At 60.7% G+C, this 13,891-nt stretch carries 12 protein-coding genes; 8 read left to right on the forward strand and 4 right to left on the reverse strand.

Going from position 1 to position 13,891, the window contains the following annotated elements:
* Positions 1–28: 28 nt before the first annotated feature.
* Entirely contained in the window at positions 29–403 is a 375-nt protein-coding gene (locus NMB39_RS19190; RefSeq protein ID WP_057024263.1) for a c-type cytochrome, read from the reverse strand.
* Here NMB39_RS19190 and NMB39_RS19195 point away from each other — a divergent pair.
* The 4 genes from NMB39_RS19195 (at position 387) to NMB39_RS19210 (ending at position 5,791) form a co-directional block, all read left to right on the forward strand.
* A complete protein-coding gene (locus NMB39_RS19195; RefSeq protein ID WP_494340223.1) occupies positions 387–2,201 on the forward strand; it encodes a hypothetical protein in 1,815 nt (604 codons plus the stop codon). The two genes, NMB39_RS19190 and NMB39_RS19195, sit on opposite strands and share 17 nt — an antisense overlap.
* A 71-nt stretch (positions 2,202–2,272) precedes the next feature.
* The gene (locus NMB39_RS19200; RefSeq protein ID WP_057024230.1) at positions 2,273–3,073 is read left to right on the forward strand and encodes a glucose 1-dehydrogenase; all 801 of its coding nucleotides are present in this window, start codon (positions 2,273–2,275) and stop codon (positions 3,071–3,073) included.
* Positions 3,066–4,892 (forward strand): glycoside hydrolase family 15 protein, encoded by a 1,827-nt coding sequence (locus NMB39_RS19205; protein WP_057024231.1) that lies wholly within the window; start codon positions 3,066–3,068, stop codon positions 4,890–4,892. Before NMB39_RS19200 ends, NMB39_RS19205 begins: the two co-directional genes overlap by 8 nt.
* Positions 4,880–5,791, forward strand: coding sequence for an alpha/beta fold hydrolase (locus NMB39_RS19210; RefSeq protein WP_057024232.1), 912 nt, complete (start codon positions 4,880–4,882; stop codon positions 5,789–5,791). The genes NMB39_RS19205 and NMB39_RS19210 overlap by 13 nt, the downstream gene beginning before the upstream one ends.
* Here the strand turns inward: NMB39_RS19210 and NMB39_RS19215 are convergent.
* Positions 5,777–6,745, reverse strand: coding sequence for a GlxA family transcriptional regulator (locus tag NMB39_RS19215; protein ID WP_494340222.1), 969 nt, complete (start codon positions 6,743–6,745; stop codon positions 5,777–5,779). The two genes, NMB39_RS19210 and NMB39_RS19215, sit on opposite strands and share 15 nt — an antisense overlap.
* A 90-nt stretch (positions 6,746–6,835) precedes the next feature.
* Here NMB39_RS19215 and inhA point away from each other — a divergent pair, with 90 nt between their 5' ends.
* On the forward strand, positions 6,836–7,516 hold the full coding sequence (gene inhA / locus NMB39_RS19220) for an isonitrile hydratase (RefSeq protein ID WP_057024234.1): 681 nt from the start codon (positions 6,836–6,838) through the stop codon (positions 7,514–7,516).
* A 74-nt stretch (positions 7,517–7,590) separates the two neighbouring features.
* On the opposite strand, the gene NMB39_RS19225 is transcribed toward inhA, so the two are convergent.
* On the reverse strand, positions 7,591–7,887 hold the full coding sequence (locus NMB39_RS19225; protein ID WP_494343370.1) for a DUF6124 family protein: 297 nt from the start codon (positions 7,885–7,887) through the stop codon (positions 7,591–7,593).
* A 748-nt stretch (positions 7,888–8,635) separates the two neighbouring features.
* Positions 8,636–9,265 carry a LysE family translocator gene (locus tag NMB39_RS19230; RefSeq protein ID WP_494340221.1) on the reverse strand — a complete coding sequence of 210 codons (630 nt, stop codon included), beginning with the start codon at positions 9,263–9,265 and terminating at the stop codon, positions 8,636–8,638.
* A 168-nt stretch (positions 9,266–9,433) separates the two neighbouring features.
* On the opposite strand from NMB39_RS19230, the gene NMB39_RS19235 reads away from it, so the two are divergent.
* The 3 genes from NMB39_RS19235 (at position 9,434) to NMB39_RS19245 (ending at position 13,478) form a co-directional block, all read left to right on the forward strand.
* Positions 9,434–9,949 carry a sigma-70 family RNA polymerase sigma factor gene (locus tag NMB39_RS19235; protein ID WP_046072525.1) on the forward strand — a complete coding sequence of 172 codons (516 nt, stop codon included), beginning with the start codon at positions 9,434–9,436 and terminating at the stop codon, positions 9,947–9,949.
* Positions 9,936–10,886: a FecR domain-containing protein gene (locus tag NMB39_RS19240; protein WP_057024236.1), complete on the forward strand. Its 951-nt coding sequence runs from the start codon at positions 9,936–9,938 to the stop codon at positions 10,884–10,886. The genes NMB39_RS19235 and NMB39_RS19240 overlap by 14 nt, the downstream gene beginning before the upstream one ends.
* Before the next feature lie 105 nt (positions 10,887–10,991).
* Positions 10,992–13,478, forward strand: coding sequence for a TonB-dependent siderophore receptor (locus NMB39_RS19245; protein ID WP_494340220.1), 2,487 nt, complete (start codon positions 10,992–10,994; stop codon positions 13,476–13,478).
* Positions 13,479–13,891 lie beyond the last annotated feature (413 nt).

Below are 13,891 nucleotides of genomic sequence, written 5' to 3' on the forward strand. Positions count from 1 at the left end.
CCTGCGCCACTTCTGTTCCCGAGAGCATTTATTTTTTTGAAATAACCGCACTCATATATTGATGCAGGTCGCGTAGATCCTTAATGCTCCAGGCATGCGGCGCTATCTTTACACCGTTCTCCCGCAACGTCCTTGGGATCAGGTCGCCATTGGGACGAAGGATGATCGACGATACGATAACACCCGGATAATCCTTGAGCCGCTGCTTGAAAGCTGTGGTTGTGAGGTCAGGCGTTGGCGGATTGCTTTTTTTGGCCAATGGCCCAGTCGCTCTGATATCGGGCCCATGACACACCGCGCACCTTTGGAGGTAAAGCGTCTTGCCATTAGCGTTTTCTGCCAAGGCCCCCGACGTTTGAGCCAGTGACAATACCGCTGATAGACCCATGAGTATTTTGTTCATGGGTGCGGTGCCTGTCGGCATATACATTCCATCGCGCCCTCTCCATTCCCTTTATTCTAAGCACCATACGATAACATTCACCTTCCGGCCGAGCGCTACACCTATGCAAACGCCTTTTATCGACACCCGCTGCCACCACGCCTTACGCCTTGCCTGCAACATCAACACTTACCCGCACAAGTTCTGTTTGAGCCAATCCAATCGAAAACTCGTCAGTTCCCTGATGGATGAATGCCCGGGCGTGCAGACATTGGTCGAACAGCTGTGCCAGATGCAGGCGCTGCTGGCACCCAAGCTGCCACTCACCGGCACGAGCGCACTGTGGAAATCCCGCGAGGCGCATCTGCAGCAAACCCAGATACACACCACCGTCGACACGGAACCTTTACCCGACGGCACCCTGACCGATATTGCGCGGCTGCTCGATCTGCAGCTGTTTGAAACCGTACTCTCGACCATGCCATGCGAAGCCAAGGGTGCCCCATCCTCGCATGACGCTGTTAGCCTGGCGTGCCAATGCGTTTGGCTTTCTGAGCTACTGGCGCTGGTCATACTGGGTATCGCCAGGGCAACCCTTGATGAGACCGGCCGTTGCAGCATCACGCCGTCCTCGGACGCCATGCGCATGCACCTTCGACGAGTGTGGTTTGGTTCAGCCCTGGAGCAGGCATCCCTTGCGTCTGCCTCCCTGGCCATCCAGAGCCTTGCCATCGTGGCCGCCGACCCGGCTCGACGAAACCAGCTGCAGAACGCCAGGGTATCGGCACTCACTGTATTTCCCCAGCATTGGCGACTACCGCCAGACTACGGTCCCGTGGCCGGATTATTATTCGATCAACTCGAACCCTTGCTGCTGATGATCATTCACGCGGTCCATGGGGCACAGCACCCTGGAACCCCACCCTTCGATCATCGCCACGCCGCGCAGAAAGGCATCACGCCGGTCTACGAACTTGTCTGTCAGATTCAAGCGCAACTCCCCGTGGTTGACCGGCTGTTCGATTTCTCTGGAGGCGGACTGATCCTGGGAACGCGCAACCTGGCGAGTGGCGCCATCGAGACAGCCGAAAAACTTGCAGAAATAAAGTTCGGCGACAATTGGCACGGCAAGGCCACCTCTGATGCACAGAAGGCCTACCTGTTGAACCGGCTCAAACGCTGCGCCCATATTGAAGTGCTCGATTTCGAACTGCTGCAACACCATACAAAAGACAGTGCCGTTGAAGTGGATGTCGATTTTTTCATCCGGGATAACCTGCACGGCCAGATTTATGGCGTTCAGCTCAAACACCTCAAGAAGCGCTCCCATAGCGGTCTACTGGGATGGCTCAGCCTGCTCCGGGAGCCGGCCAGTGGGTTGGGCAACCTGGTCCGACAGTTGGAAAACCTGGTGCTGGTTGCCCGCGACGATGAGAAGGCTCGGGCGGTGCTGATCGGCAACGGGCTCACACCGGCCGAATGCGAGCGCATCATACCGGTAGGCTTGCACAATGTCGGCAGCATGGACATGTGGTCACTTCAAAACGGCATTCTGCTCTATGACATGCACACGTTTGTGAACCTGGTGGCCGGTAGGGCTGCGGTCGAAATCGGCATGGTCGACGGGCAAATCATTCATCGGCCGGCGGCCGCCCGCGAAGGACCTCCTCCCAGCCCTCATGCTCCGGACTCGGCCATTGATGCCTACCTGGCCGATCCCCTGTTCCAGCACCTGTCCCGGTTTGACAGCGCTGCCAGGGTCAGCCGACGGGTGTGTATCGGCGCGCATACCGTTGTTGCCCATGGACTGGGCATATGAGCCAAACGGTGAACTTCCACTGCTCGTCGTCAGTCAGCTGAAAGGACTCTCATAATCACAGTGGGTGGGCGATGCAGATTTCCTTGCAGCAACAAGTGGCCCTGGTCACCGGCGCCAGCTCCGGCATTGGCGCCGGTGCCGCCAAAGCCCTGGCCGCAGCGGGTGCGGCGGTGGTGCTCAACTACAATTCCCAGGCGGCACCGGCCGAGGCCCTCGCCGCGCAGATCAATGCCGCCGGTGGCCAGGCGCTTGCCATCGGTGGCGATGTGTCCAAGGAAGCAGACGTCGAACGCCTGTTCGCCCAGACGCTCGACGCCTTCGGCCACCTGGATATCCTGGTGGCCAACTCCGGCTTGCAAAAAGACGCCAATCTGGTCGATATGACCCTTGAGGACTGGAACACCGTGATCAGCGTCAACCTCACCGGGCAATTCCTTTGTGCCCGTGCGGCCGTGCGTATTTTCAATCGTCAGGGTATTCGCGAAGGCGTGTCCCGCGCCGCCGGTAAAATCATCCATATGAGCTCGGTGCATCAACTCATCCCCTGGGCCGGGCATGTGAATTATGCGGCGTCCAAGGGCGGTGTGGAGATGCTGATGCGCACCCTCGCCCAGGAAGTCAGCGAGCAACGTATCCGCATCAATGGTATTGCGCCCGGCGCTATTCGTACGGCAATCAACCGTGCGGCCACAGAAGGTGCGGCAGAAAAAGAATTGCTCAAATTGATTCCTTACGGCCGCGTGGGTGATGTGGAGGACGTGGCCAATGCGGTGGTTTGGCTGGCCAGCGATGCGTCTGATTATGTCGTCGGCAGCACCCTGTTCATTGATGGCGGCATGAGCCTTTATCCGGAGTTCCGTGGCAATGGTTGATTTGAAGACAGAACCCCAAAGCGCCATCGATGCCCACGGCATCATCGGCGATATGCGCAGCGCGGCGCTGGTGAACGACCGGGGCAGTATCGACTTTTTCTGTTGGCCCGAATTCGACAGCCCATCGATCTTCTGCGCGCTGCTCGACACGCCCGATGCCGGCACGTTCCAGCTCACCCCGGACTTGCCCAACGCCCGCCGCGAACAGATCTACCTGCCCGACACCAACGTGCTGCAAACCCGCTGGCTCAGCGACGCGGCGGTGGTAGAAGTCACCGACCTGCTGGCGGTCAGCGAAGAGGTCGACGAGCTGCCTTTGCTGATTCGCCGGGTACGGGTGGTCAGCGGCCAAGCCACCCTGCACCTGCGCTGCGCCGTGCGCCACGACTACGCGCGTGCCAAGACTCACGCCACAGCCAGCAATAGCGGTGTGCTGTTCAGCGCCGACGGCCAGCCCGGCCTGCGCCTGGTAGGCAGCCACCCGCTGACCCTCGAAGACCATGCAGCCGTCACCAGTTTCACCCTGGCCCAGGACGAAGGCGCCGAATTCGTGCTCGGCGGCCAGGACGATCCTCGGGTGGTCAATGACTGCACCGACCTATACCTGGAGCGCACCCTTAAGTTCTGGCGCGGCTGGATCTCCCAGTCCAATTACCGTGGGCGCTGGCGCGAAATGGTCAACCGCTCGGCCTTGGCGTTGAAGCTTTTGACGTCGCGCAAGCACGGCGCAATCATCGCCGCCGCTACCTTCGGCCTGCCGGAAACCCCCGGCGGCGAACGCAATTGGGATTACCGCTACACCTGGGTGCGCGACGCCTCGTTCACCGTCTACGCGTTCATGCGCCTGGGTTTTGTCGAAGAGGCCAATGCCTATATGCGTTGGCTCAAAGGCCGGGTCAGCGACTGCTGCGGGCAGCCGACCAAGATCAACATCCTCTACGGCATCGACGGTCGCCAGGAACTGCCGGAAACCACACTTGACCATCTGAGCGGCCACGGCGGCGCCCAACCGGTGCGCGTGGGCAATGAAGCGTTTGACCAGATCCAGCTGGATATCTATGGCGAACTGATGGACGCGGTGTACCTGGTCAACAAGTACGGCGAAGCCATCTCCCACGAAGGCTGGAAACACACGGTGGAAGTGGTCGACCAAGTGTGTGAGATCTGGAACCGCAAGGACGTGGGCATCTGGGAAATGCGCGGCGAGCAGCACCACTTCCTGCATTCGCGCCTGATGTGTTGGGTGGCCGTGGATCGCGCCATACGCCTGGCGTCCAAACGTTCACTGCCGGCACCGTTCGCCCGCTGGGATCAGACGCGTCAGGCGATCTACGCCGACATCTGGAGCAACTTCTGGAACGAGGAGCGCGGGCATTTTGTGCAGCATATCGGCAGCACTGCGCTGGACGGTTCGATGCTGTTGATGCCGCTGGTGCGCTTTGTAGCGGCGACCGACCCGCGCTGGCTGTCGACACTGGAAGCGATCCAGAAAAGCCTGGTGCGCGACGGCATGGTCTACCGTTATCGCAACGACGACAGCCAGATCGATGGGCTGCAAGGCACCGAGGGCGCGTTTGCCGCCTGCTCGTTCTGGTACGTCGAATGCCTGGCCCGCGCCGGCCAAGTGGAAAAAGCCCATCTGGAATTTGAACAGTTGCTGCGTTACGCCAACCCGCTGGGGTTATACGCCGAAGAGTTCGACAGCCAGGCCCGGCACCTGGGCAATACGCCCCAGGCCTTAAGCCATTTGGCGTTGATCAGTGCGGCGACGTTCCTGGACCGCAAGCTCAGCGGGGAGAAGACCGTATGGCAACCCTGAATGCCCCCGCCCCATTGCTCTATGTGCGCACCTCCGTGTTGGATGTAGCTTACGAGACCCATGGCCCCGTCGCAGGTGAGCCGGTGATCCTGCTGCATGGCTTCCCCTACGACCCACGCGGCTACGATGAGATCGCGCCAACGCTGGCCGAGCGTGGTTATCGGGTGTTGGTGCCGTATCTGCGCGGTTATGGCCCGACGCGATTTATCAATGATCAAGTGATGCGCTCCGGCCAACAGGCGGCGCTGGCCAAGGACCTGCTGGATTTTATGGATGCCCTGGCAATACCCCAGGCTACTCTCGCAGGGTTTGACTGGGGTGGGCGCGCCGCGTGTATTGTCGCGGCGCTGTGGCCGCAACGGGTGCGCGGGCTGGTGACCGGCGATGGCTACAACATCCAGGACATCGCCAAGTCAATCGCGCCTCGGGCTGCGGAAACTGAGCATCGTTTGTGGTACCAGTATTACTTTCATACCCAGCGCGGGGTCGACGGTCTAACCGCTAACCGCCGTGAGCTTTGCGAGTTGTTATGGCGGCTCTGGTCACCGACCTGGCTTGAAGGGCCAAGCCTGTACGGCAATACCGCGCCATCGTTTGATAACCCGGATTTTGTCGCGGTGGTGATTCACTCCTATCGCCATCGATTCATGTATGCACCGGGTGACCCCGCGCTGGAATTCATCGAGCAGGCATTGGTGCCGCAACCGGCGATCTCGGTGCCGAGCATTTCATTGTGCGGTGCCGACGATGGCGTGGGCCCGCCCTCTCAAGAAGATGAGGATGTGGAGCGCTTCAGCGGTTTTTATCGAAGGCACGTGTTGCCTGGCGTGGGCCATAATGTTTTCCAGGAAGCGCCCAAGGTCACGCTGGATGCCTTGCTGGAATTACTGCAGCGCTGAAAAACGCTCCCGATAAGCCTGGGGCGTCACCGACAGGGCGCGCAGGAAGCTGCGGCGCAATGTCTCTTCACAGCCAAAGCCGCATTGCAGGGCAATGCGTTTGATTGAGGTGGTGCTGTCTGCCAACTGTCGGCGTGCGCTTTCGATACGGATCAGTTCAACAGCGCGCGCCGGGGTTTGGCCGGTTTCAGCTCGGTAGTGACGCACAAAACTACGCTCACTCATGCCGGCCTGCCCCGCCAGGGTGGCGATGTTCAGATCCAGTGTCAGGTGCTCGGCGATCCAGGCGTGCAATTCGGCAAAGCGGCTGTCGCTCTTTTGCAGGGCCAGCGTCACGCTGAATTGCGCCTGCCCGCCGGGGCGCTTGAGGAACACCACCAGGTGACGCGCTACTTCCAGGGCAAAGGCGCGCCCCAGGTCCTCTTCCAACAGGGCCAGGCACAGGTCGATCCCGGCGGTCACACCAGCCGACGTCCACACTGCGCCTTGCTGGATGAAAATCGGATTGGCCTCCACCGTCAGCGCGGGAAACTTGCGCGCCAGTTCTTCACAGCGCGTCCAGTGCGTGGCCACCCGACAGCCGTCGAGCAAGCCACTGGCGGCCAACAGAAAAGCTCCGGTGCACACCGAAGCCATGCGCCGCGTGTGCCGGGCTTTTTCCCGCACCCATTGCACCAGCGCCGGGTCTTCGGCTGCGCCGTATACGCCCCAGCCACCGGCGATCACCAGGGTGTCGCAAGGCGAGTCGTTGGCGGGCAGCGGTTCGGCCAGCAGCGCCAGGCCGGCAGAGGTCACTACCGGGTCAGCCTGGGCGGCGATCACACTCACCGCGTAGGGCAACGGCAAGCCACGCTGGCGTGCCAGGTCATTGGCGGACGCGAACACCTGGAGGGGTCCGGTCACATCGAGCACCTGGACATTCTCAAAGGCGAGTACATGAATGATTCTGGGCATGATTGGCGTGATTAGTGGGCTCAATGGCGTATGCGCCAAAGCCTAGGCTTCTACAGTGAGGTCGTCCACCCCTTTATCGGAGCTTGATTAATGACTTTGCACATCGGTTTTCTGTTATTCCCCGGTATCCAGCAACTGGACCTTACCGGCCCCTATGACGTGCTTGGTTCACTACCCGACGTGAAGCTGCACCTGGTGTGGAAAGACCTGGCGCCGATCACCTCAAGTACCGGCCTGATATTCACGCCGACCATGACCTATGCCGACTGTCCGGCCCTGGATGTGTTGTGTGTGCCCGGCGGTGCAGGCGTGGGCCCGTTGATGGAAGACCCGCCCACCCTGGACTTCCTGAACACACAGGCGCAGACCGCACGTTACATAACCTCGGTATGCACCGGCTCGCTGGTATTGGGGGCGGCGGGTTTGCTGCGCGGTCGCAAGGCCACCACCCACTGGGCTTACCACGACCTGCTCGCGCCGCTCGGCGCCATCCCCGTGCAGGAACGTGTGGTGCGTGACGGCAACCTGTTTACGGGCGGAGGGATCACGGCGGGAATCGACTTTGCGTTGACCCTGGCGGCCGAGTTGTATAGCGAAGCGGCGGCGCAATTGGTGCAATTGCAGATCGAATATGCGCCGGCCCCGCCGTTTGACTCAGGCCGCCCGGAGACTGCGCCCAGGCATGTGCTGGAGGAAGCCAACAAGCGCACGGTAGAGTCGCGCAGAGTGCGTGGGGAGATCGTGGCCCGAGCGGCTGCGCGGTTGGGTTGAATGTTCATCCGTGGCGAGGGAGCAAGCTCCCTCACCACAGTACAGCGCTGCTCCTTAACTGACGGGCATCGCCGTTACTGCGCTCGCGTCTCGCCGCCTCCCTCTACGACCCGATCAACCAGCAACTGAACGCCCTCCACCATCCGGCAGATCCCCAGCACCACACTGCGTTGCGAACCATCAACCTCAAAGGCCAGGTGCGCCGCCATGGCATTGATGGATTCCAGATCCTGGGAGGCATTGACCAGCAGGGTTTCGGTGTCGAGGTTGGGATGGAGGGTGAAGAGCAGGTTTAATCTGAAGGAAGATTGGGGCTGTCTTTGATCATGGTGTAGTTCCTGAGAGTAATGGACTACTGGAGTAGTTCGGATTTCTCACGTCCGGTCGCTGAATTGGCAGCGACTGGGGAAGACTAGTGATGACTGTTCCTAGCAGCAACCTTAAAGGGTTGTGGGAAAAAGCCGGTTTCAGCGCTTAGACGTAAGGTGAGTCTTAGGCCGCTGTACGAAACTTCTTTTGATTCTTTCGGCGCGGCTGTCCGGTCGTAGCCGATAGTAACCACGATGCGAAGCGAGCCGCTCTGCTCTTGCTCTGCTTTTGATCTCAGGCGCCCCGTTAAACCACGCTGGCCGGAATTCGACAGGGATTTGGGGGGTAAACCGGCAGGGATGCCGGTTTAGCCGCCCCGCGCCATGGAGGGCGCGTGGCGGCGGCCCCCCAAATCCATGGCGGATTACGGGCACACCGAGCCTAAGCGAGGTGCCGAGTGGTGGGGCAAGAGCGTTTTGGTTACTTTTGCGCTTTTCAAAAGTGACCCGCTGTAAAAGCGGAACCCTAAGTGGCCGTTGCCCAAATAACGGATATGTACTCGGTCTGATCCAACATTCTGGTCGGCTGTCAGGCCGCCATCGGGGGCAAGCCCCCTCCCACATTTGGATCGCGGGGCATCAGGTAGAGAGACGTCGGCTGACAGGCCGTCATCGCAGCGATGCGGCGACCCGACAAGCCCCCTCCCACAGTTGGATCGTGGAGTGTCAGCTAGATAAGCTTAGGCTGCCAGGCAGTTGCGGGAGCAAGCTCCCTCGCCACAAAGAAACTTGCTTGGCCTCGTGCGTGTCTTCAGGCAGGACGTGACATCACCGCCAAGCGCACGGCCAGCGCCATCAACACTGCCGCCAAACCCCACTTCTGCAGCCAGGCGCTTTTTGAACGCTTGGCAAAGAAGCGACTGAGCGCACCGCCAAACATCCCCAGCAGCGCGTGAAACACGCCTGCAATCAGCGTCAGCACGCCACCCAGCACCATTAATTGAACGGCGATGGGCCCAGCCTCCGGTTGCACAAACTGCGGCAGGAACACCATGAAAAACAACAGCGCCTTGGGGTTGAGCAAACTGTTGAGCATGGCCTGTAGAAATACCCGGCCCAGGGCCACGCGGTCGACGTGCGCAGTGTCCGCGCCGGGGCGCTGCTGCAAGGTCTTGAACACCAGCCATAGCAGGTAGATCACACCGGCGTAACGAATCAAGTCAAACGCTGGCGGCCAACTGGCGACCAACGCCGTCACTCCCATGACGGTCAACGCCGTCAGCAACAGGTCTGCCACAGCGATGCCCAGGGCCGACGCACAGCCTCCGCGCCAGCCATGGGTCACACCATGGCTGATCACAAACGCCATATTTGGCCCCGGTGACAGCAGCAACAGCAAAACAGCGCCGGAAAAAACCGCAAGAGTGACGAGGCTGATCATGGGTGAACCGTCCGCCGGGAAAAGCCCAGATTAATCGGCGTGTACAGCGCACACAAAAAATTGTGCTGGATACATTGCTTGCGCAGAAAACCAGATGATTGCTGAATGCCACGATCAACGTCTAGAATGCGAAACATTATCAATTAAGTTTGCTGCGCCGGGATGACCATGTCGAGCGATCACCCTCTGGACCCTGCCGCCATCGGCCAGCTTTACCAGGCCCACCATTCCTGGCTGCGCGGCTGGTTGAGCCGGCGCACCGGCTGCCGTGAACACGCCGCAGACCTGGCGCAGGAAACCTTCGTGCGCCTGCTCAACGCACGCAAGCACCAGACCTTGCAGCAGCCGCGGGCCTATTTAAGCAGCATTGCGCGCAGCTTGATGATCGACCAATACCGGCGTCGCGAGCTGGAACGCGCCTACCTGGAAAGCCTGGCGCACTTCCCCCAAGTCGAGGTGCCGAGCGAAGAAACCCGCTTGCTGATCCTCGACAGCCTGGAGCGCATCGACCGTTTGCTTGACCAGCTCAAGCCGCGGGTGCGCGAGGCGTTCCTGTTGGCGCAACTGGACGGCCTGACCTGCCCGCAAATCGCCCTGCGCCTGGGCGTATCCAGGGCCACGGTGGAACGTGACCTGTCCAAGGCACTGCACGCTTGTTATCGGCTGCGCTATGCCGAACTCTGACCCGCGCCTGGTGGACCAGGCCATCCAGTGGATGATCAAGCTGCGTTTCAACGTCGCCGACGACGCCAGCACCGCGGCCTTTGAGCAGTGGTTGCAGCGCAGCGCAGCACATCAGCGGGCCTGGCAGCAGGTGGCGGCCATGGATGACGATTTCAAGCAACTGCCGGCGCATGTCAGTCGCCATGCACTGGATGGCGCGCGCCAACGCATCAGTCGTCGTGAAGGCTTGAAGGTGCTGGGGCTGTGTGCCGGCGCCGCTGGCTTGGCCTGGCTGGGCCGCGACTACACACCGCTGCCCGCCCTGCTGGCCGACTACCGTACCGCCACCGGCGAGCGGCGCTGGGTGGCATTGGGCGATGGCAGCAAAGTCCAGCTCAACAGCGCAAGCGCCATCGATACCGCGTTAAACGCCGAGCGGCGGCTGGTGGACCTGCGTCAGGGAGAAGTGCTGATCAATACCGGTGGCGACCAGCGCCCCTTCTGGGTGCACACCCGCGACGGTTACCTGCGCGCCCTCGGCACGCGCTTGCTGGTGCGCGAAGAGCCAGCAGGCACGCTGCTGGCCGTGCAACAGGGCACGGTGGCGGTATTTTCCGACAGCCATGACATCACTGCACGCCAAGTGATCAAGCCCGGCGAACAGGTGCTGTTCAACCGTAGCGGCATCCACCCATCCCCCTCCAATGGCCTCGACCCATGGGCCTGGAGTGACGGCGTGATCAGCGCCCACAACATGCGCCTGGATGATTTCCTCGCCGAACTGGGCCGTTACCGCAATGGGCTGGTGCGTTGCGGCGAAGCGGTGGCCGGGCTGCGGGTCTCGGGCACTTACCAATTGGATGACACCGACCAGGTACTGAAACTGGTGGCCCAATCGTTGCCGGTCGCTGTGACCTACCGCAGCCGTTACTGGGTGACCGTCTCCGCTCGGGTTTAACCGACTGAAAATAAATGAGGTGAATTCTCATTGCCGCTCGACCTGTAAGGAAAGGCCGATCAACAGGCCGGTTTTATTCACTTCCCTCAGGAGCATCCCGCGGTCATGCAAGCGTTCCCCTCCAAACGTTCACCTCTCAGACACGCCGTCAACGCCCTCCTCCTCGGCGCGAGCGTGGCGGCCAGCGCCCTGCCCTATACCGCAAGTGCTCAAGGGCCCGGCAACGAGCGCCCGGCCCGCGCCTGGAATATTGCCCCTGGCCCTCTGGCCGGCGCCCTTGATCAATTTGCGCGGCAGGCCGGTATCAGCCTGTCATATGACGCGGGCAGCGTGGCCGGCAAAAACAGCCCGGGGCTGAACGGCACCCTGGACCCACAATCGGCCCTGAGCCGGTTGCTTCAGGGCCAGGGGTTGCAGGCTCAAAGCCAGGGCCAGAACGCTTGGTTGTTGTTGCCTCAGCAGCAGGACGGTTCGGCGCTGAACCTGGGCGCCACCACCATCACCGGCGATCGCCTGGGCGCCACCACCGAAGGCAGCGGCTCCTACACCACCGGTGCGGTGACCATCGGCAAGGGTGAACACAGCCTGCGACACACCCCGCAATCGGTGAGCGTGATGACCCGCAAGCTGATGGACGACCAGAACATCACCACCATCGACCAATTGCTGGAGCGCACGCCAGGCATCACCAGCTACGAATCGCCCATGGGCGGCAAATATTTCTACTCCCGGGGCTTCAAGATGCTCGGCCAGTACCAGTTCGATGGCGTGCCGCTGGACATCGGAAAGGATTACATACAGGCCGACAGTTTCAGCGCAAACATGGCGATTTATGACCGGGTGGAAGTGCTCAAGGGGGCCGCCGGCATGCTCAAGGGCGCCGGCACCGCCAGTGGTGCGGTGAACTTCGTGCGCAAGCGGCCCCAGGCCACCCCCACCACCAGCCTCGGGCTGTCGGCGGGCACCTGGGATAACTACCACGCCGAACTCGACACCGGCGGCCCGTTGAACGACAGCGGCACGGTGCGTGGCCGCGCGGCGGTCAGCCAACAGAATCGTGGTTCCTACATGGACCTTGCCAAGCGCCAGGACCAAGCGTTTTACGCCGCCCTGGACATGGATGTCACACCCGACACCACCCTGGGCTTCGGTGCCAGCCATGAGGATGTCGACGCCACGCCGTGCTGGAGCGGCCTGCCGCGCTACCGCGACGGCAAAAGCCTCGGTCTGAGCCGCTCCACCTGCCTGGGCCAGGCCTGGAACGACTGGCAAAGCCAGCGCACCACGCTGTTCGCCGATGTGACCCATCACTTCAATGACGCCTGGAAGCTCAAAGTCAGCGCCGTGCATAGCCGCAACCTGCAAGATATCAAATATGCCGCCAGTGAAAGCACCGTGGACTATGGCAACCCGGCGCCCACCCTCACCAGCTACGCCGCACTGCTGGACTACGATCACAAAGACTACGGCCTGGATGCCTATATCGACGGTCAATTCGAGGCGTTTGGCCTGCAACATGAATTGATCCTCGGCGCCAACGGCAGTCGCGGTACCCAGGACGATGTCTACGCGATCCGCAACCTGCCCCAGCGCCAAAGTGTTTTCAACCCCGATCATCACTTCCCGGAACCTGCCGACGACACCTTCTGGCCCAACATGTACCGAGGCGGCACGGTCAACGAGACCGCCACGCAATACGGCGCCTACGCCACCTTGCGCCTGCGCCTGGCCGAGCCCCTGATGCTGATTCTCGGTAGTCGCGTCAGTTGGTACGAAAACCGCCGCAAGTCCCTGAACCTGGCGTGGGGCGAGTGGGCCGATCAAGACGCACGCACCAAGGAAACCGGCGTGGTAACGCCGTTTGGCGCGTTGATCTATGACCTCAATGACAACCTCTCGGTGTACGCCAGCTACGCCGATATTTTCCAGCCACAAAGCTCCTACGCCACGGTCAGCGGTTCGGCCCTCAAGCCAAAAATGGGCGAGAACTACGAGCTTGGCATCAAGGGTGAGTGGTTTGACGGGCGCTTGAACAGTTCCCTGGCAGTGTTCCGCGCAATCGAAAAGAATGCCGCCCAAACCGACTTCGAGACCCGTTGCGGCAGCTCCTCCGACGGCTACTGCTACACCGACACAGGCAAAGTTCGCGCCCAAGGGGTGGAGGCCGAGCTCAGTGGTGAATTGCTCGAACGCCTGCAAGTGTTCGGCGGCTATACCTACACGCAGACCAAGAACCTGAAGAACATCGATAGCACAGCCGAAGGCGCGGTATCCAACACCTACGTGCCACGGCATATGCTCAGGTTGTGGGGCGACTATCAGTTGGACGGTGCGCTGTCGAAATGGACAGTCGGTGCAGGGGTTAACGCCCAAAGCAGCAACTACCGGCTGCAAACCATCAAGCTTGAACAAGCCGGATATGCGTTGTGGAATGCGCGCCTGGCGTATCAGGTAGACGACACCTGGACCGTGGCGCTCAACGGCAACAACCTGTTTGATAAAAACTACTACCAGACCGTAGGCACAGCCGGTTGGGGCAATCTCTACGGAGAGCCGCGCAACCTGACGCTGAGCCTCAAAGGCAACTTCTAAGCGTTACAAATCCCTTCTCCAGGGCCGGCAAGCCGGCTCTGGCTCCACGCCGCGCCATCCCCTCCCGCATCCCAAAAGCTTTTTCCTCACCGCCGGGAAAATCCCCAGGTTTGTTCCTACACTCCAAAAAGCCATCATTGATTCTCGATTTTTCTGACACCTCGCGCAGAATGTCAACAAACCGTCATATCATAGCGATGTTATGAAACCCATTGACGGCGCCGGCCTAATAAGCCAAATGATTGACACGCGACCTCAAGAGAGCCACTATTTAGCCAGCATTTCGTAAATTCCTGCGCTCGAACAGGCATTACGTATTACCCAGCGACAGCAGTCGTTCGATTTGCACCACTTGTAAAGCACACCTGCCTTATGGATGAGCAAACGAACAGGAACGTTCTGGTGGTGTATTG

This window comes from Pseudomonas sp. FBCC-B545 (genome assembly GCF_059134095.1).